Below are 17,478 nucleotides of genomic sequence, written 5' to 3' on the forward strand. Positions count from 1 at the left end.
CCTGTGCCATGAAATCCTCCCGTTTCATATTGGTCCTCGGGTCGAGTTAAACACGCGGGTTTTCATTTGAGAACAAAAATCTGAGACGGTTCAGAGGATTGTCGGGCAAGCCCACCACTTCAGGGCTTTCGCGAAGACCGGGGCTGCGGGCGTGTCGGGATCTCTTTCAGTAACCCACCGACACCCATCCCTGCGATGTCGAGCCCCGTTGTTTCGATCCCGCAGGCCACGCGGGACAAAACCCAATCGGCCCCGTTCAGTGCAGGTGAACGCGCGCAGCCCGGCAAGCCAATCACGGGCCGCTCGCCAAGCGCTCCGAGAAATAGAAGGTTGCCCGGATCGACCGGCATTCCGAACCGGTCCACTTGCCCTCCGGCGGCGCGTACCGCCTCGGGAGCCACGTCGTACACGTCAGACGTGGCCGAGCCGGTCAGGATCATAACGATATCCCCCTCAGCGTCGGACACAGCCGAGGACAAAGGTTCCGCCTGATGCGGGACGATCCGAACGTCTGACAGTTCCATCCCCAAGGCTTCGACACGCCCCCTGATTGCGGCAATCCCTTTGTCATTCGACGGGCCGCCGGGAATATCAGTCACCACTAGACCCGCAGTTTTGTGGATCGGCGAGACCATACGGATCGATGCCTGCGCCAGACGTGCCGCGTGCATCACATCGCCTCCGGGCACGGCATAAGAGATAACCTTGATCGTAGCCACCATGCCGCCTTCGCCCATCTGCTGGTATTGCGGAACAGTCGCGACGGTGATCATCGGGTTGACGCGATTGAAGGCCTCCAACGCCTCAACATCCAGCACGGCGACGCCTGGTCCATCCGCCAGCAGATTCACGCGTCCGGTGAAAGGTTGGGTCACGCGTAAACACGCCTCGGTTGGGTTCGGAACCAAGGCGGCGGCAAGCATCCGGGCGGCCTCATCCTCGTGACAGTCACCCGGTTCAAGTCGCGCGACAGTGACGGAGCCAAAGCCAGCCTCGGTCAGGTCGTTGATGTGGTCTGCCGTCAGCGCGATGCCTTTGCGCAGCTTACGGTCACCGACCTTGATCGAATGGGCTAGGATCGTGCCGACGGCCTCGGCAACGGGGACAGGACCGAACTTCACGCTTTGCCTCGTAACACGGCGGTCATCTGTGCCAATATGGCGACTGCAATTTCGGACGGATCGGCAGCCCCGATATCCAGACCAACCGGACCATGAATGCGGGCAATCTGATCTTCGGTGAACCCGGCCTCGGTCATACGAGCCACGCGTTTGGCATGGGTCCGGGTCGAGCCCAGAGCACCGATGTAAAACACCCCGGCGGCCAACGCTGACTCCAGTGCCGGGTCGTCCAGCTTGGGGTCGTGGGTCAACAACACCACAGCGGTGCGCGAATCCAGACCCAGCTTGGCAACAGCCTCATCCGGCCAATCGGTCAGTATGTTTTCACCCGGAAAACGGGCGCTGGACGCAAAAGCATCCCGTGGGTCGATAATCGCGGGGTCATACCCTGCAATCCGTGCCATCGGAACCAGCGCCTGCGCAATATGAACCGCACCCACGACAATCAGGCGCAAAGGTGGGTTGTGAACAGCCACAAAGGTCTTGCCGTCCTCTTCAAACCCCGAGCGATCCATGCGCAGCCGGTCGGCATACGCGTTGCGACGCAGCGCGCGGTGGCCGGTCTCGACATTGACCTCATAGGCGAGTGGTACTCGCGCGGCCCGCGCCTCGACCAGATCACGAAGCATGGGTTCGGGCAGAACGCTTCCGATGGGCTCGACCAGCACCCGGATCGTCCCTCCACAGGCCAGACCAACGGCAAACGCATCTTCGTCGCTGACACCAAATTCCAACAGACGTGCTTCGCCTTCATCTATGGCCTCAAGCGCTTCGACGATCACAGCGCCTTCGACACAACCGCCCGAAACCGAACCTTCGATCCGACCATCGCCGCCAATGACCAACTGCGCGCCCACACGGCGCGGGGCGCTTCCCCAAGTCTCAACCACGGTGGCGAGCGCGGCCTTTTTGCCATTGCTGAACCAGCGCAGCGCAGTTTCTGGGCTGTTGTAAAATCTGTCCATTGCGCCCTCCCATAGTGCTTTGACCCAACATAGGCAGGTTTGGCCAGATGAAAAGGAACCCCGACTTTAAGGTCAGACGCCGCAGTCAGGCTTCGGCGCGAATTGGCTGAGTTTTTACCATTTTCTGCAAAGCATTGATTGTCTACAGAGCAGATTCTAGCCTACACATACATCTGCTGCATTCCAGTATGCGCATATTTAATTTTCACAAGGGAGACAAAGAGTTGAAACGCATTTTTGCACTCGGAACAGCAATCGGACTTTTGGCATCCACGGCAGTCAGTGCAGATACATTCCTGCGCTATGGCGAGGTCGAGGGCTGGAAGGTATTCATTGATCAGGACAAGAAATCCTGCCTGATTGAGGCTATCGATGACTCCGAGAACGTGGTTCAGATGGGGCTAACCGAAGATCGCGGCGTTGGCTATGTGGGCGTCTTCACCAAAGAAAAAACCGACATCAAGCGCGGCGATACCGAGGCTGTGGCAATTCTGCTGGGCGACAACCTCTATATCGGTGAAGCCACCGGCATGAAGGGTAACATCACCAAGGGGTATTCGGGCGGTTACGTTCTGTCCAATGATCCCCAATTCGCTGAAGACATTGCCAAGCAAAAGGTGATGCTTGTCTTCCCCGAGAAGGAATTTGCCTTCACCGTGGATCTGACTGGCACCTACAAGGCCATGGAAATGGCCCGCAAGTGCAATGAAGAACAGCTGAGTTAACCCTAACTCGAAAGCGCGGTCATCAGCCGCGCTTTCTCACCCATGTCATCGGGTTTCGAGATGACCTCGGCCAGCTCCTCAAGCGAGGCAATCGAATGCCCGGCCCGAAAGCTGTCCACATGCGGCAACATCGCGGCCACGCCCTGCGCCTTGGGTGCAAACCCGTCCCAGCGCAGCAGTGGGTTCAGCCAGATCAGACGGCGGGCGGAAAGGTGCAGACGCTCCATCTCTTTCCCCAGCGCTTGCGGTTCGCCCCGGTCCAATCCGTCCGAGATCAACAGAACCACCGCACCCTGCCCCATGACGCGCCGCGACCAGTCGCGGTTGAACGCGTGCAGGCATTCGCCGATGCGGGTGCCGCCCTCCCAATCCTGCGCTTCCGCCCCAGCGGCGGCCAAAGCGGCATCTACATCGCGTTGATGCAGGTGGCGGGTGATATTGGTCAGGCGGGTACCGAAGGTGAACGCATGAACTTTGGCCCATCCAGCGCCTTTCGCGTTCGAGATCGAGTGCAGAAAATGCAGGATAATGCGGCTGTATCGGCTCATCGACCCCGAGATATCACACAGCACCACCAGATTTGGCCAGCGGGTTCGGGGTTTCTGACGAGCGATTTCGTGCAACTCTCCGCCCTGGCGCATGGCGGCGCGCAAGGTGCGGGCGCGGTCGATCCTTTGCCCTACATGGCTGGCTTGACCGCGCCGGGATTCGATTGGTTTTACGGGTAGCGTCATACGGGCCAATATGCGCTTGGCCTGAGCGATCTCGGCCGTGCTCATCTGTTCAAAGTCTAGACTGCGCAGGCGTTCCTCGGTCGAGGCGGTTTGTGAGGCGTCGATCTCAAGCTCAGTTTCTTCGCCCGTGTCTTCCGTCTCTGGCTGATCGCGTTCGACACCGTCCAACAGCGCCTCGGCCGCGCGCTTTTCGCCCGCGTCGGCCTTGCGGTCTTCCTGAACACCACGGATCGCAGGCAACATCATGGCCATCATATGCTCCATATACCGCGGGTCGCGCCAATACATGCGAAAGACCTGCGCGAACACTGTGCGATGTTCGGGACGGCTCACGAAACAGGCGTGCAGGGTCCAGTAGAAATCCTGCTTTTGCGAGAACCCGGCAGCCTGTACCGCGCGGATGGCATCGACAACACGGCCCGTACCTATGGGCAAGCCCGCCTTGCGCAGGGCCCGCGCGAAATGGGTGATGTTCTGCGCCAGTTTGGGGTCATCTGGGATATCTAGGTGAAGCTGCTCCGCCATCACACCGGTTCGAGCGTGGCTTTGGCTTCGTCCAGAATACGTTTTGCCTCAGACCCTTGGAGTTTCTGGATGTCGTCCTGGTATTTCAGGATCGCGCCCAGCGTGTCGCCGATCACTTCGGGGCTGAGGTTAATCACATCCAATGCCAGCAAGCACTTGGCCCAGTCGATGGTTTCGGCAACGCCGGGTTTCTTGAACAGGTCTTCGGTGCGCAAATGCTGGACGAAGGCCACCACCTCGCGGCTCAGCTGCTGTGCCGCTTCGGGTGCGCGGGCGTGGAGGATTTCGATCTCGCGCTCGAAATCGGGGTAGTCGACCCAATGATAGAGGCAACGGCGTTTCAGGGCGTCATGCACCTCGCGCGTGCGGTTCGAGGTGACGATGACAATGGGCGGTTCCGGCGCTTTGACGGTGCCCAGTTCGGGGATTGTAACCTGAAAATCGCTGAGCGCCTCCAGCAGGAACGCTTCGAACGGTTCATCCGTGCGGTCAAGTTCGTCGATCAGCAGGACCGGCGCGCCGTGTTCATCTGGGCGCATAGCCTGCAACAGCGGGCGTTCGATCAGGTAGTCGTCCGAAAACAGCTCGGATTGCAGGGCACCCCGGTCGGCGCCGCCCGAGGCTTCGGCGGTGCGGATTGCCACCATTTGCGCCGGGAAGTTCCATTCGTAGACAGCCGAAGAGGCATCCAGCCCCTCGTAACATTGCAGTCGGATCAGACGGCGGTTCAGCCCGGCGGCCAGCGCCTTGGCGATCTCGGTCTTGCCGACCCCGGCCTCACCCTCCAGAAACAACGGGCGGCCCAGTTTCAGCGACAGGAAGACGACCGTGGCCAAGGCCCGCCCGCAGACATAGCCCTGATCGCCCAGCATAGTCTGAACGGCGTCGATGGAATTTGGCTGCGTCATGGTCCCCTCCTGTGCGCCCAAGAGGTCACGACGGCGGGCGCGCGTCAAGGCCGGGGCTTCGCAAGGAGTTACGACGTTCGGGCATGTTGACAAGGGGCAGCCGTGCATTCGGGGCCTTTCACGGCTGCGCGCACTGTGCTAGCCGGGGGCCATGACCGATACCCTGACGATCCGCCGCCCCGACGACTGGCACCTGCATCTGCGCGATGGCGCGATGCTTGAGGCCGTCCTGCCCGAAACCGCGCGTCATTTCGCCCGCGCGATTATCATGCCAAACCTTGTACCGCCCGTGGTGCGCGGCGATCAGGCCGCCGCCTATCGCGACCGCATTCTGGCCGCCTTGCCCGAAGGCATGACGTTTGAACCGCTGATGACCCTCTATCTAACCGAGGACACGGATGCCGAAGACGTCGCCGCGGCCCATGCCAGCGGTCTGATCAAAGCGTGCAAGCTGTATCCGGCTGGGGCCACGACCAATTCGGCCTCGGGCGTGAGGGATTTTGACAAGATACGCCCGGTGCTGGAAAAGATGGCCGAGATTGGCCTGCCCATGTGTGTGCATGGCGAGGTCACGGATGCGGATATCGACATTTTCGACCGCGAGGCCGTGTTCATCGACCGCGTTCTGGACCCGATCCGCAAGTCGACCCCCGGCCTGCGCGTGGTGATGGAGCATATCACCACCGCGAACGGCGTGGACTATGTCAAAGCCAATGACACTGATCTGGGCGCGACGATCACGGCGCATCACCTGATCATCAACCGTAACCATATTCTGGTTGGCGGGATCAAACCGCATTACTACTGCCTGCCCGTCGCCAAGCGCGAGGAACACCGGCTGGCGCTGCTGGCCGCTGCGACCTCGAGCGATGCACGGTTCTTTTTGGGCACTGACAGCGCGCCGCATACAGATGCGAACAAGGAAATGGCCTGCGGCTGCGCCGGGTGTTTCACCGCGACAAACACGATGTCACTGGTGGCAGAGATGTTCGACCGCGAAAACGCGCTGGACAAGCTGGAAGGGTTCACCTCGCTCAATGGCTCCGGTTTCTATGGCCTGCCGGTGAATGAGGACACGATCACACTAACCAAGGGCGAACCGGTCGTGTATCCCGAAAAAATCGACTCTAGTGACGGGCCTGTCACGGTGTTCGACCCAGGATTCCCGCTGCATTGGCGCGTGGTCTAATCCGCTAGCAATGCCGCCAGATCGCGGGCGCGGCCTCCAGTGCGCAGCATCGACCAGATCGCGTCCGCCTCGTCACCTCCGATCAGCTTGGCAGCTTTGCCACGCACCCGATCCTCACGCTCGGACAAGGGCAACGGGGTCAGAAGATCATGACTGGCCTCTTTGCGCGCGCCGTCACGGCGCAACAGGGTCAGGTGGGCTTGCGTCTCGGACAGCGTTTCATCCTCCTCGACCGTGACGCGGTTGCGCAGCGATGTCAGGCGCGGATCGGCGCAGGTTTTCTCGGAATAGCTGGCGGGCAAGGCGGTGTCATATCCCAGCGCCTGCATCGCAATCACTGTCCGATATGAGAACTTTGCGCCCAGCCCGGTGGACGGAGACATCTGATTGCACACGCTCATCCAGCGCGGATGTGTCTTGACTGTGATCTCGGCCACTTCAGGTTCTGCAATGTCCAAAGCGCGCGCGGCCTCAAGTGCCGCGTGCAGACCGTGGCAGCAGGCGTGGAACTTGTGGCTGACAGATTCAAACAGCCAGTCCTCGCCCAACCCGTCCAGCGCAGTTTGTGCGTCACCTTGCCCCTGATGCGTAGCCCCGAACCCACGGGGGCCCTCTAGCGCATCCGCGTTAGGGTCGAACCCTTTGGCGATCAGCAGCGCGGCCTCGACCCCGGTCGAGGCGGCAAGCCCGGCGTTATAGGGCTTACCCATTGTCCCGAACTGCGCCTTGAGCCCCGCCGCGCGTGTGGCCGTCAGACCCAGAACCTTACGCATCTGACCCTCATCGAACCGAAGGATTCGGCCCGCTGCGACAGCTGCCCCAAACGCACCCGCTGTTGCGGTCTGATGAAACCCGGCCTGATAATGGTCACGCCCCAACCACAGGCCTACGCGGATCGAGATCTCCATCCCTACCAAAGCCGCCTCGAGGACATCTACCAGAATGCGGTCATCCCACTCGCCAAGCGCAAGGGCCGCAGGCAGAATAGCCACGGACGGATGCCCGATATGGGCGAAATGCGTGTCGTCATAATCCAGCGCATGGGACACCGTCCCGTTGACCAGTGCCGCACCTCGCAAGGGCGCGGCCCCACCGCCGAACAGATGCGCCTGTGCTTCGCCGCCCTCGTCAAGAACCAGCGCGCGTACGGATTTCGAAACGGACTCGTCTTCTCCAGCCCGCCCCACGGCCAGCCAATCCAGAACGGACAAAGACGTTACAATCCGAGCCTGCTGCGACGTGGATACGGGACTGGCCGCGAACCCGGCCAAGGCGTTGGTAAAATCACTCATGCGGCGCAGTCTAGCGTGCGCCGGGGATGGGTAAAGCCTCAGCCGTACAAATCTGCGGCGCGGGCCTCGAAGGCTTTGACCACCCGCTGCATGGCCTCGTTGAACACGACGCCGATGATGCCCTGCAGGATGGCATTCTTGAACTCGAAATCCACATGGAACGAGATGTTGCAGCCCCCATCAGCCGCGTCTTCGAACTCCCAGTCGGATTTCATGTACTTGAACGGCCCGTCCAGATACTCGGTGTCGATCCGGCGATCCTCGGCGTGTAGCGTCACACGGCTGCCGAACCGTTCGCGGAACACTTTGAAGGAAATCACAAGATCGGCCTCTAGCACCTGGGCCTCGCCCGCCGCATAAGTGCGCCTGATCCGGGCCGCCGCGCACCACGGCAAAAACTGCGGATACTTCGCCACATCTGCGACAAGGTCATACATCTGCTGAGCGGTATACGGCAGGTGACGTGTCTCGGAATGGGTCGGCATGGCGGTCCGCTATTTGCAGGTGACAATGGCGCGTCATGTCGTATGTTGCGCGCCAAAGATCAAGGGGGCAGTGATGACAGACCGCGCATATGTGATAGATGAGATGATCTCGGCCAAGGCCATCGCTGCCCGGATCGAAGAACTTTGCCGCGAGATCACGCAGGAATTCGGCAACACCGACAAGCTGGTTGTTGTGGGTCTGTTGCGCGGCAGTTTTGTATTCATCGCCGATCTGGTGCGTGAACTAGATCTGCCAATCGAGGTGGATTTCCTTGAGGCCTCCTCCTATGGCGACTCGATGGAGAGCAGTCGCGAAGTTCGCATTCTCAAGGACTTGCGCGGCGCAATTGAAGGCCGCGATGTGCTGGTCGTCGAAGATATCGTCGATACTGGTCATACTCTGAACCACGTGACCAAACTGTTGCGCAGCCGTAAACCCGCGCGGCTGAAATCCATCGCCTTGCTCGACAAGCCCAGCAGGCGCGAGGTCGATTTCCGCTCAGACTGGATCGGGTTTGAAATACCTGATGAGTTTGTCGTGGGCTACGGCATCGACTACGCGCAGCGCAACCGCAACCTGCCGTTTATCGGTAAGGTTCGATTTGTCGAAGGCTGAGCTGTCCCTGATCTATTCGGCTTTCGCGAGTAGCAGCGATTAAGTATCTAAAATTCATCTATTGGAATATTATTGGACATTTCTCCCAGCAAGAGACTACCATTCGAGTACTTTGGGAGGTTTTATACATATGAAAACACTGTCTATTGGGATTCTGGCGGCTTTCGCGCTAGTCGCAACAGTTGGAATTGCGGATGCAAAAGACAACAAGGGAAAAGGTAAAGGCCCCGACAAGTCGAAAATTGAAAAGTCGCTAAAAACAAATAAAGGTGTCGGTGTACCGCCCGGACAGATCAAGCGTTATACGCGAGGTCAGAAAATCCCTAATGACTTGGATTTTGACTATCTTGACGATCTGGATGGTTGGAAGTTGAAACCCTTGCCCGCCGGTCAGCGGTATATCCGAGTAGACGACGAAATCCTGTCGATATCCGATGACACAAAGACAGTTATTGATGCCGTTGGAATCGTCGGTGATCTTGTAAACTGAGGGCTTAGCCTACGAGAGATCGAATTACCGCACTGAATACATCTACCCCTACAGGGATCAGCGCATCCGGAAAATCATAATCCGGGTTGTGCAATTGCGGGTGCGCTTGTCCGGCACCCAGCCAAAACATCGCCGCCGCGGCGCTTTTGCCAAACTGGCCGAAGTCCTCGGAAAATTTCTGGGGTTCTGTCGTAAAAGTACAAGGAACGCCGAGCGCGGCGCAAGCCTCAGCTACAGTGGCTACAGCCTGCGCGTTGTTTGTGCAGGCCTCGAACACATCCTCATGGGTGATTTCAACCGCAAGACCTTGGGTTTCTGCGGTTTGAGTGACAAGCCCTTCGGCTTCGGCGATCAGGTTCTGCATCCGAGTGTCGGACACGGTACGCAGCGTCACCCACAGCTCGGCCGCGCCAGGGGCGACGCCAAACGTGGGTTCGCCCAGTCGGGCGTGGGTCACAGTGGTCAGGGCGAAATCGGCATTCAGTGCGCTGCCCGATCCTAAACCTGCCAGTTGCGGAATCAAAGACGCAAGCGCTTTTGCCGGAGAGACTCCATCCTGCGGTTCCGCTGCGTGCGAGGTCTTACCCTTAAGCACCACTCTCATCCCGCGTGACGCACAGTTGGCAGGGCCTGCACACAACGACACCTCACCCAGCGCGAGGCCGGGCAGATTGTGCAACGAAAATACATGGTCCGGCGCGATGGACGCGAACTGGGGATCAGCGCGAAAGGCTACGGCGCCCTGCCCGGTCTCCTCGGCGGGTTGAAAGATCAGAACCACGCGGCCCCTTTTAGGGCGGGTCTCCGCCAGATGATCAGCTACGCCCAGAACCATGACCATATGGCCATCATGTCCACACAGATGCCCCTTGCCCACCACGCGTGAGGCATAGTTTGCATCCGAGATTTCCTGGATTGGCAGCCCGTCCAGCTCGCACCGGATCGCCACTGTGGGCCCGGGCTGGCCGCTGTCGAATATTCCAGCCACGCCATGCCCGCCGATCCCGGTCAATACCTGATCGGCATCGCGCGCGCGCAATTCATCAGCGATCCGGGCGGCCGTTTCGGTCTCGTGCCCGGACAATTCAGGATATTGATGCAATTCGTGCCGCAGCCGGGTCAGCCGGGCCAACGCCTCGGGGCTCACCCTTGTTCGAGCTTTGCCTGACGAGCGTCACGCAGGCGCGCAAAGTCGTCACCTGCGTGATAGGACGAACGCGTTAGCGGAGTCGCCGATACCATCAGGAAACCTTTACCAAAAGCAGCCTTTTCGTATGAAGCGAACTCCTCGGGCGTTACAAAGCGGTCAACACCGTGATGTTTTGGCGTCGGCTGTAGGTATTGGCCAATGGTCAGGAAATCGATATCAGCAGCGCGCATGTCATCCATGACCTGCCGAACCTCTTGCTCGCCCTCACCCAGACCGACCATGATACCGGATTTGGTGAAGATCGAGGGGTCCATCTCTTTGACCCGCTGCAACAGGCGCAGGCTGTGGAAATAGCGCGCACCGGGGCGAACTTGCGGATAGAGGCCGGGAACGGTTTCCAGATTGTGGTTGAACACATCCGGCTTGGCCTCGACCACGGTTTCCAGAACCGCAGGATCACACTTCAGAAAATCGGGGGTCAGAATCTCGATCGTGGTCTTGGGCGAGCGATGACGCACGGCGCGGATGGTCTGCGCAAAATGCTCGGCCCCACCATCGGCAAGATCATCACGGTCCACCGAAGTGATAACCACGTGGTTTAGCCCCAGCTTTTGCACCGCATGGGCCACGCGGCCCGGCTCGAACGCGTCCAGTTCATCCGGGCGGCCAGTGGCGATGTTGCAGAAGGTGCAGCCACGGGTACAGATTTCGCCCATGATCATCATGGTGGCGTGGCCCTGGCTCCAGCATTCGCCGACATTGGGGCAACCCGCTTCTTCGCACACGGTGACCAAATTGTTTTCACGCATAATCTTGTGCGTTTCTGCATAGCCCTTGCCCCCTGGTGCCCGCACCCGAATCCATTTCGGTTTTTTCGGCTGCGCATTGTCCTGACGATGCGCTTTTTCGGGATGACGTTGTTCGGGGATCTTCAGATCACGCACGGCGGCTTTCCTGACTTAGGGTCACTTGAGTGGGATTTAGTACATTCCTGTGTAACAAGCTAGCCCACCCGTGCATAGCTGCCATGACCGCGCACCATGCATCTGCAGAATACTGACTGTACTGATTCAATCGATTATTGCGATATTTCAGCGTCTTCCAATAAATATCAGAAAATTCGCATCTGCGAAAACAATCGCATTGAAGCACATTTAGAACTGTTTTAAATCCGCCTCAATTCACACAGGAATCACAGGAATTTGAACATGAAGACCGGGACCGAACTGCCGAAAGTGACCTTCCGCACCCGAGTGCGTGACGAGGCCGTCGAAGGCCCCAACCCCTATCGCTGGGAAGACAAGACCACCGCAGATTACTTCGCCGGCAAGCGCGTGATCCTGTTCTCGTTGCCCGGTGCATTCACGCCAACCTGCTCGACCTACCAACTGCCCGGTTTTGAAAACGGCTTTGCCGACTTCAAGAAAAACGGCATTGATGAGATCTACTGCATGTCGGTCAATGACAGCTTTGTCATGAACAAATGGGCGCAAGATCAGGGCTTGAAGAACGTCAAGGTCATTCCCGATGGATCGGGTGAGTTCACACGAAAGATGGGGATGCTGGTCGACAAAGACAATCTGGGATTCGGAATGCGTTCGTGGCGCTATGCGGCCATCATCACCGACGGCGTTGTCGAAGCGTGGTTCGAAGAGCCCGGACTGATGGATAACTGCCCCGAAGACCCCTATGGCGTGTCATCTCCGGAAAATCTGATGACGCATCTGGAAGCAGAGAAAGAACTAACTCTGGCCTGATCGCGACTTTGAGTACCTCTGCAAGACCCGCCCTGTTGGCGGGTCTTTTCATGTCCGCGTTGCCGAAACGATATCCGTTCCCACAGCTCGGATGACCCCGGCCAGACTGTCAAACCAGTCTTCACCCCGGGTAGAAATCCGGCGCACCAACCCTACGGTCCGGAAGGGTTGTGGTGCGCCGAAACGCTTTAAGCTTAGACCTCGCACAGCACCAATCTCAGCCTGCGCGGCCAGTTCCGGCATCAAGGTCAAACCAAATCCCTCGGCAACAAGACGCGACAATGTCGCCAACGAAGAAGCCCCCATATTAATCAAGCCGCTGCTGCGGTCCTGACCGCAGACCTCCAGCGCTTGATCTGTCAGGCAATGCCCGTCGTCCAAAAGCATCAACTGAGTGGTTTGAAGGTCCACCGGTCGCAAAGCCTCAGTGTCGCGTTGCATGGTTTGCAACCGGCCAGCACTGCCCGCCAGTAAAAACCTGTCTTCGAACAAAGGCTGCTCGAACAACTCAGAGCCGCCCGAGGGCAGAGCCATGACCCCCGCATCAATGTCACCAGCCCGTAGCATGTCCAACAGTCGATCGGTGCGCGCCTCGCGAATCTGCACGCGCAACGAAACGTCCATCGTCCGCAATCCTGCTAAGACACCGGGTAGAATATAGGGTGCAATCGTCGGGATGATCCCGATCGACAATGACCGGTGACCGCCCGAATGATCCCTAGCAAACTGGTCGAGACGACTAGCGGCCCCCAAAACCTGCTGCGCATAGTCCAGAACATCCCGCCCCAACGGGGTTAACAGGATGTCCCGCGCTTGCCGTTCAAACAGCGGGCCGCCCAGCGTTTCCTCAAGCGTTTTGATCTGAACTGACAGGGCGGGTTGTGACACGTTGCATTTCTGCGCCGCCCTGCCGAAATTTCGCTGTTCGGCCACTGCGCTGAAATATTGAAGTTGTCGGAGTGTAAAATTCATAACCCCTGATTATCTCAATGCCCGTTTCTCGCAACCGCAAATTATAGCGCTAGCCTATCATCCGGCTCTTTTCGGCTTGGCTCTCATAGTGGCGTTTCAACCGTTGAAGTGCAATCTGCAGCACAATTTTGCCCGAGCGTGCCGACCAACCCATGCGTTTCTCGGCCAGTTCCAAACCCTCCAGGTAACAGCAGCAGCGCAGTGCAACATCGCTGAGTCCCGGCCCCAGATCGGACAGAGCCCGCTCGACCCGATCGCGCGCATCGGACGAGCCCCGCCCGTCCTTCACACCCGCGCCAAAACTGCCGCGCCCTCCTGCCGTCAGGAAATGATCCCAGTTCTGCGCGACCTAAGGACCGATCTGAGCAAGTTCAAAATCCTCACGCAGCCTCTCACCCGCCCGAACCAGTGCTTCGTCCAGAAAAGGTTTTCCGTCCCGATCCCGACGCCGCGCCAAGGCGATCAGAGGGCTTTCAGCGGCGCTGTACCGTATGCGCCGCGGACGTTCTGTCTTTGCAGCGCCCACTTGCGCAAGGGATGAGGCCGTCTGAAACGGCGCTTGTGCCTCGGCCAACCCGAAATCATTTCGGTTACGTGCCTTGTTTTCCGCCTCGGCCACAAGCTGGCTAAGCGCAGCACGGCCCGAAGTCGAAATCCGATAACGTGAAATTCGTCCGGGGTTATCGCACGTGATCCAGTCCTTCAAAGCCAAGGCTTGAGCAGTTTTGCAATCCACTACAGCCGTCCGCGTGGTACCGCTGTCACCCGCATCGCGCACCACAACGGCCTTATCCATTTCTTCGGCCACGGCTAGGACTGACCCAGTTTCGCAAAGCCGCCTGAGAACGCGCATCGCCTCTCGATTGAATTTTTCCTCGGCCGCAGCAAGATCTTCTTCCTGAGCGGCCGGAAAGGTGCAACTCTGTTGAGCTGCGTCCGAAAAATGAGCTTCCGCCAGCGTCTGAAGCGCAGCATCCACCAGCGGGTCGTCTCGCCGCATCTCAATCCGGCGAATTTGTCTGAGTATGGTCGACGCATGGCACCCCGCTGACCGCGCTATATCGCGGATCGACTGACCGGTTTCGGTATGCGCGAGATACCTCTGCGCCCCTTCGGGTACCCAAGCCGGAATGGTAAAAGCCACGTTATTTTCCATAGTTACTTGCCCTCGTCGACAAAACAATTCCGTTCCCAATCGCCCCCGGTAAATGTGTTAACCAATTCTAACTAGAGCCGCTTTCGTTACTCGTTCGTTAACCAACAGGGACGAAAACCAGATTTGCTTCAAAATCATAAACACTCATGAAACCATCGTTTGGAGGGAATGCTGTTAAGGCAACGCCCGCTTAGGTTGTGTGACAAAGAGGGCAACTTTTACTCGGACTAAGGAACCCCGACATGCAGGACCTGATGACCATGATAGCTGCCCTTCGCCGCCCTCGTTTGCTGGCGCGGGCTGCAAAACACGGAGCGCAGGACTACGATCGAGATCGTCATCTTCAACGTCTGTTGGGCTATGGTGCACTGCCCGGATCTGGCGCGGCACTCATGCAGTTGATGGAAATGGAGAAAGATGTAAACGCGCAAAGGCTGGCCGAAGACGCCGCCTATTCTCTGGTCCGCCATCTGGACCTGTTGATCGCGTTACTGGGCGAGGCGCAGCTGTACAAGGCCAGCCGCGCCGCGCAATATCAGTGATCAGGCAAAGGCATCCGGCATAGAGGCCTTTTTCTTCTCGATATACTCATTCAGAGCGGCATGGATCGCCGGGTCGAGCTGCGGCTGCTGGTAGTTTGCCAGCAGATGTTCGACCCGCGAAGTGGCCAGTTGCCGTGTATCCCGACCGCCTTCATCTTCCCAGGTTTCGAACGGCTTGTAGTCAAGCAGTTCCGATTTCCAGAACGCGTCCTTGAAGTTGGCCTGCGTGTGGGCGCAGCCAAGGTAGTGACCACCGGGGCCCACTTCGCGGATCGCATCCATCGCCTGTGCGTTGTCGTCAAAGGCGACGCCTTTGGCCACGCCGTGCAGAACACCCAACTGATCAGCATCCATGACGAATTTTTCAAAGTCCGCCACCAGACCACCTTCCAGCCAGCCGCAGGAATGCAGCATAAAGTTAACACCGGCCATCAGCCCCATGTTCAGCGAGTTCGCGGTTTCATATGCGGCCTGCGCGTCAGGCAGTTTCGAGCCGCAGAACGACCCTGCTGACCGGTATGGCAACCCAAGGCGTCGCGCCAACTGACCGGCACCATAGGTAACCAAAGACGCCTCAGGCGTACCGAAGGTTGGCGCGCCCGAATTCATGTCGATCGACGACACAAACGCGCCAAAGATCGCTGGTGCGCCGGGACGGATGATCTGGCTATAGGCGACACCGGCCAGAACCTCGGCCAGAACTTGCGTCAGCGTCCCCGCTACCGAAACCGGAGCCATCGCACCGCCCACGATGAAGGGCGAGATGATGCAGGCTTGATTGTTCGCGGCGTACACCTCCAGCGAGCCCATCATCACATCGTCGAAGGTCATCGGCGAGTTGATGTTGGTCAACGAGGTCATGACGGTGTTTTCCTGCACGAACTCTTTGCCGAACAGAATCTCGCACATCTCGACCGAGTCCTGCGCGCGGCTTGGGTCGGTAACCGAACCCATGAAGGGTTTGTCCGACAAAGTCATATGCGCCATCAACATATCTAGGTGGCGCTTGTTCACCGGCACATCTGTCGGTTCGCAGACCGTACCACCCGAGTGGTGCAACCACTTGGACATGTAGGCCAGTTTCACGAACTTGTTGAAATCATCCATGGTCGCATAACGACGACCACCCTGAGCATCACGCACAAATGGAGGGCCATAAACTGGTGCAAGAACCAGGTTGCGGCCGCCGACAACCACCGATTTTTCTGGGTTTCGCGCGTGCTGCGTGAATTCGCTGGGCGCGGTTTTGATCAGTTCACGCGCCAACCCTCGGGGGATACGCACACGCTCGCCATCAATGTCGGCACCGGCGTTCTTCCAGCGCTCTAGTGCAGCGGGGTTGTCGACAAAGTTGACGCCAACCTCGGCCAGAATGGTTTCAGCGTTGCTTTCGATAATTTCCAGCGCTTCCTCGTTCAGAACTTCAAAGTTCGGAATGTTGCGCTCGATATACTTCGCCGTTTCGATACGAACCGCAGTACGCTCGGCCCGGCGGGCGGCCCCGCCACCGCTTCTGGCTCTGCGTCGGGTGTTTGCCTCTGTCATGAGATGATCCCGTTAAACATGTTCACGTTGGACATTGTGTTACCGGAACAGCCGGAGTCACCAGACGTGGATTACGTCGCAATAGGGGTAAAAGCGACATGATCCGTCATTCGCTTTTGTTTTGACCCCATTTCACGAATGCTCAAAATGTAAGCATGGATTCGGAAACGCCTCACGCCGCGGGCCCATCTGCGGAAAGAAAAAGTCTGGACGCGGCCGAGATCGGTGCAGTTGCGCACCTATACCGCGGCGAAGTCTACCGGAGCACGATCTGGCGAACACGACTGGACACCACGACCAACTGGGCAGTTGTCACATTGGGCGTTGCGCTGTCGATTTCTTTTTCATCGCCCGAGGCTTCGCCGCTTCCACTGGTACTTGTTGGCGTTCTGATTATCCTTTTCCTGATGCTCGAAGCGCGGCGCTACCGGTATTTCAATGTGTGGCGCGCCCGGGCCAGATGGCTGGAAACCCATTTCTATGCACCACTTCTGTATGACGGCGATCTTCACATGGAAGAGAACTGGCAAAAGGTTTTGGCTCAGGACTATTTGCACCCACGCTACCACGTCAGCCTGATGATCGCGATCGGGCGGCGAATCCGAAGGAATTATCTGTGGATTTTACTGATCCAGAGCCTTGCCTTTTGCGTCAAGATTTCGGTCCATCCGACGCCGGTTGAAAGTTTTCATCAGGCCCTCGATCGAGCGGATGTCGGCCCCATTCCCGGTGAGTTTCTTATTCTCACAGGCATTTTCTACATACTTTGCTGGTCCCTCATCGCGATCTGGAGTTACCGGGCAGATGTCAGCCGTGCCTCTCATCGAGGTCGCGAAAAATCGGAATCGATGGGCTAATCTGCTTCGAGTGTTTTTTGCATGGCCACGGAATTTCCGCTGACTTCCGTTTCAATCCAACCCAGATGCGCATAGATCGCGCGGGGATCTCGCATCAGCCGATGCGTGCGCAATACCATCAGGGTGCATCCGGCGTCGCGCGCTTCGGCCTCGACCCGGGCAAGCAGCTTTCCGGCTATTCCCTGCCCTTGTGCCATTGGTGATACGGCCAGATTGAAAACCTTCATCTCGGCGCCTTGCCGTGCAAAAATGATCACCCCCGCCAACCGGTCATCTGAAACGGCAATAACCACCCTATTGTCAGCGATATCCTGATCAATACCCGCAGTCACATCCGGTAAATCGGTAAGGTATTCACGCGCGCTTAAATAAGCCGCATTTATGCAATCAGTGATCGCCGTGGCGTCTTTCTGAGTCGCGTTCGCGAAACGAATGGCAGTCATTGATCC

At 58.3% G+C, this 17,478-nt stretch carries 18 protein-coding genes and 1 pseudogene; 7 read left to right on the forward strand and 12 right to left on the reverse strand.

Annotated features, from left to right (window positions below):
- Window positions 1–119: 119 nt before the first annotated feature.
- Together ABWV79_RS15090 and ABWV79_RS15095 are read right to left on the reverse strand one after the other, a co-directional pair.
- Complete coding sequence (locus tag ABWV79_RS15090; RefSeq protein ID WP_353392914.1) at window positions 120–1,121, reverse strand: molybdopterin-binding protein; 1,002 nt, start codon at window positions 1,119–1,121, stop codon at window positions 120–122.
- Window positions 1,118–2,086 carry an XdhC family protein gene (locus ABWV79_RS15095; RefSeq protein ID WP_353392916.1) on the reverse strand — a complete coding sequence of 323 codons (969 nt, stop codon included), beginning with the start codon at window positions 2,084–2,086 and terminating at the stop codon, window positions 1,118–1,120. Before ABWV79_RS15095 ends, ABWV79_RS15090 begins: the two co-directional genes overlap by 4 nt.
- A gap of 224 nt (window positions 2,087–2,310) precedes the next feature.
- Here ABWV79_RS15095 and ABWV79_RS15100 point away from each other — a divergent pair, with 224 nt between their 5' ends.
- Window positions 2,311–2,811 (forward strand): hypothetical protein, encoded by a 501-nt coding sequence (locus ABWV79_RS15100; RefSeq protein ID WP_170353103.1) that lies wholly within the window; start codon window positions 2,311–2,313, stop codon window positions 2,809–2,811.
- 2 nt (window positions 2,812–2,813) lie between these two features.
- Here the strand turns inward: ABWV79_RS15100 and ABWV79_RS15105 are convergent, their stop codons facing one another.
- Together ABWV79_RS15105 and ABWV79_RS15110 are read right to left on the reverse strand one after the other, a co-directional pair.
- Window positions 2,814–4,070 carry a vWA domain-containing protein gene (locus ABWV79_RS15105; protein WP_353392919.1) on the reverse strand — a complete coding sequence of 419 codons (1,257 nt, stop codon included), beginning with the start codon at window positions 4,068–4,070 and terminating at the stop codon, window positions 2,814–2,816.
- On the reverse strand, window positions 4,070–4,978 hold the full coding sequence (locus ABWV79_RS15110) for an AAA family ATPase (RefSeq protein ID WP_170353101.1): 909 nt from the start codon (window positions 4,976–4,978) through the stop codon (window positions 4,070–4,072). The genes ABWV79_RS15105 and ABWV79_RS15110 overlap by 1 nt, the downstream gene beginning before the upstream one ends.
- Window positions 4,979–5,129: 151 nt before the next feature.
- Between ABWV79_RS15110 and pyrC the strand changes: the two genes are divergently transcribed.
- Window positions 5,130–6,167, forward strand: coding sequence for a dihydroorotase (pyrC, locus tag ABWV79_RS15115; protein ID WP_353392921.1), 1,038 nt, complete (start codon window positions 5,130–5,132; stop codon window positions 6,165–6,167).
- Here pyrC and ABWV79_RS15120 read toward each other — a convergent pair.
- Both ABWV79_RS15120 and ABWV79_RS15125 read right to left on the reverse strand, forming a co-directional pair.
- A complete protein-coding gene (locus tag ABWV79_RS15120) occupies window positions 6,164–7,459 on the reverse strand; it encodes an MmgE/PrpD family protein (protein ID WP_353392923.1) in 1,296 nt (431 codons plus the stop codon). The genes pyrC and ABWV79_RS15120 overlap by 4 nt on opposite strands.
- 38 nt (window positions 7,460–7,497) lie before the next feature.
- The gene (locus ABWV79_RS15125; protein WP_353392925.1) at window positions 7,498–7,944 is read right to left on the reverse strand and encodes a type II toxin-antitoxin system RatA family toxin; all 447 of its coding nucleotides are present in this window, start codon (window positions 7,942–7,944) and stop codon (window positions 7,498–7,500) included.
- 73 nt (window positions 7,945–8,017) lie between these two features.
- On the opposite strand from ABWV79_RS15125, the gene hpt reads away from it, so the two are divergent.
- Together hpt and ABWV79_RS15135 are read left to right on the forward strand one after the other, a co-directional pair.
- Window positions 8,018–8,560, forward strand: a complete 543-nt coding sequence (gene hpt / locus ABWV79_RS15130; protein WP_353392926.1) for a hypoxanthine phosphoribosyltransferase — start codon at window positions 8,018–8,020, stop codon at window positions 8,558–8,560.
- A gap of 130 nt (window positions 8,561–8,690) precedes the next feature.
- A complete protein-coding gene (locus ABWV79_RS15135) occupies window positions 8,691–9,050 on the forward strand; it encodes a hypothetical protein (RefSeq protein WP_353392928.1) in 360 nt (119 codons plus the stop codon).
- A gap of 4 nt (window positions 9,051–9,054) precedes the next feature.
- Here the strand turns inward: ABWV79_RS15135 and ABWV79_RS15140 are convergent, their stop codons facing one another.
- On the reverse strand, window positions 9,055–10,197 hold the full coding sequence (locus ABWV79_RS15140; RefSeq protein WP_353392930.1) for an amidohydrolase: 1,143 nt from the start codon (window positions 10,195–10,197) through the stop codon (window positions 9,055–9,057).
- On the reverse strand, window positions 10,194–11,144 hold the full coding sequence (gene lipA, locus ABWV79_RS15145; protein WP_170353094.1) for a lipoyl synthase: 951 nt from the start codon (window positions 11,142–11,144) through the stop codon (window positions 10,194–10,196). The genes ABWV79_RS15140 and lipA overlap by 4 nt, the downstream gene beginning before the upstream one ends.
- Window positions 11,145–11,408: 264 nt before the next feature.
- On the opposite strand from lipA, the gene ABWV79_RS15150 reads away from it, so the two are divergent.
- On the forward strand, window positions 11,409–11,957 hold the full coding sequence (locus ABWV79_RS15150; protein ID WP_170353093.1) for a peroxiredoxin: 549 nt from the start codon (window positions 11,409–11,411) through the stop codon (window positions 11,955–11,957).
- 48 nt (window positions 11,958–12,005) lie between these two features.
- On the opposite strand, the gene ABWV79_RS15155 is transcribed toward ABWV79_RS15150, so the two are convergent.
- The gene (locus ABWV79_RS15155; protein ID WP_170353092.1) at window positions 12,006–12,929 is read right to left on the reverse strand and encodes a hydrogen peroxide-inducible genes activator; all 924 of its coding nucleotides are present in this window, start codon (window positions 12,927–12,929) and stop codon (window positions 12,006–12,008) included.
- A gap of 49 nt (window positions 12,930–12,978) precedes the next feature.
- Window positions 12,979–14,085, reverse strand: a pseudogene (locus ABWV79_RS15160) (DUF6456 domain-containing protein).
- 242 nt (window positions 14,086–14,327) lie between these two features.
- On the opposite strand from ABWV79_RS15160, the gene ABWV79_RS15165 reads away from it, so the two are divergent.
- Window positions 14,328–14,627: a DUF6477 family protein gene (locus tag ABWV79_RS15165; protein ID WP_353392933.1), complete on the forward strand. Its 300-nt coding sequence runs from the start codon at window positions 14,328–14,330 to the stop codon at window positions 14,625–14,627.
- Here the strand turns inward: ABWV79_RS15165 and ABWV79_RS15170 are convergent, their stop codons facing one another.
- Window positions 14,628–16,172, reverse strand: a complete 1,545-nt coding sequence (locus tag ABWV79_RS15170) for a trimethylamine methyltransferase family protein (RefSeq protein WP_170353089.1) — start codon at window positions 16,170–16,172, stop codon at window positions 14,628–14,630. It abuts the gene before it with no gap.
- Between the two features lie 155 nt (window positions 16,173–16,327).
- Between ABWV79_RS15170 and ABWV79_RS15175 the strand changes: the two genes are divergently transcribed.
- Window positions 16,328–17,029, forward strand: a complete 702-nt coding sequence (locus tag ABWV79_RS15175) for a DUF2270 domain-containing protein (protein ID WP_170353088.1) — start codon at window positions 16,328–16,330, stop codon at window positions 17,027–17,029.
- Here ABWV79_RS15175 and ABWV79_RS15180 read toward each other — a convergent pair.
- Window positions 17,026–17,472: a GNAT family N-acetyltransferase gene (locus ABWV79_RS15180; RefSeq protein ID WP_353392934.1), complete on the reverse strand. Its 447-nt coding sequence runs from the start codon at window positions 17,470–17,472 to the stop codon at window positions 17,026–17,028. The genes ABWV79_RS15175 and ABWV79_RS15180 overlap by 4 nt on opposite strands.
- Between the last annotated feature and the right edge of the window lie 6 nt (window positions 17,473–17,478).

This window comes from Ruegeria sp. HU-ET01832 (assembly GCF_040371315.1).
Lineage (GTDB): Bacteria > Pseudomonadota > Alphaproteobacteria > Rhodobacterales > Rhodobacteraceae > Ruegeria > Ruegeria lacuscaerulensis_A.

Bases quoted from the DNA above. Each gene is read 5' to 3' on its own strand.
- ABWV79_RS15095 (WP_353392916.1), bottom strand. From the start codon at position 2,086: ATGGACAGATTTTACAACAGCCCAGAAACTGCGCTGCGCTGGTTCAGC.
- ABWV79_RS15105 (WP_353392919.1), bottom strand. From the start codon at position 4,070: ATGGCGGAGCAGCTTCACCTAGATATCCCAGATGACCCCAAACTGGCG.
- ABWV79_RS15110 (WP_170353101.1), bottom strand. From the start codon at position 4,978: ATGACGCAGCCAAATTCCATCGACGCCGTTCAGACTATGCTGGGCGAT.
- pyrC (WP_353392921.1), top strand. From the start codon at position 5,130: ATGACCGATACCCTGACGATCCGCCGCCCCGACGACTGGCACCTGCAT.
- ABWV79_RS15120 (WP_353392923.1), bottom strand. From the start codon at position 7,459: ATGAGTGATTTTACCAACGCCTTGGCCGGGTTCGCGGCCAGTCCCGTA.
- ABWV79_RS15125 (WP_353392925.1), bottom strand. From the start codon at position 7,944: ATGCCGACCCATTCCGAGACACGTCACCTGCCGTATACCGCTCAGCAG.
- hpt (WP_353392926.1), top strand. From the start codon at position 8,018: ATGACAGACCGCGCATATGTGATAGATGAGATGATCTCGGCCAAGGCC.
- ABWV79_RS15135 (WP_353392928.1), top strand. From the start codon at position 8,691: ATGAAAACACTGTCTATTGGGATTCTGGCGGCTTTCGCGCTAGTCGCA.
- ABWV79_RS15150 (WP_170353093.1), top strand. From the start codon at position 11,409: ATGAAGACCGGGACCGAACTGCCGAAAGTGACCTTCCGCACCCGAGTG.
- ABWV79_RS15155 (WP_170353092.1), bottom strand. From the start codon at position 12,929: ATGAATTTTACACTCCGACAACTTCAATATTTCAGCGCAGTGGCCGAA.
- ABWV79_RS15165 (WP_353392933.1), top strand. From the start codon at position 14,328: ATGCAGGACCTGATGACCATGATAGCTGCCCTTCGCCGCCCTCGTTTG.
- ABWV79_RS15170 (WP_170353089.1), bottom strand. From the start codon at position 16,172: ATGACAGAGGCAAACACCCGACGCAGAGCCAGAAGCGGTGGCGGGGCC.
- ABWV79_RS15175 (WP_170353088.1), top strand. From the start codon at position 16,328: ATGGATTCGGAAACGCCTCACGCCGCGGGCCCATCTGCGGAAAGAAAA.
- ABWV79_RS15180 (WP_353392934.1), bottom strand. From the start codon at position 17,472: ATGACTGCCATTCGTTTCGCGAACGCGACTCAGAAAGACGCCACGGCG.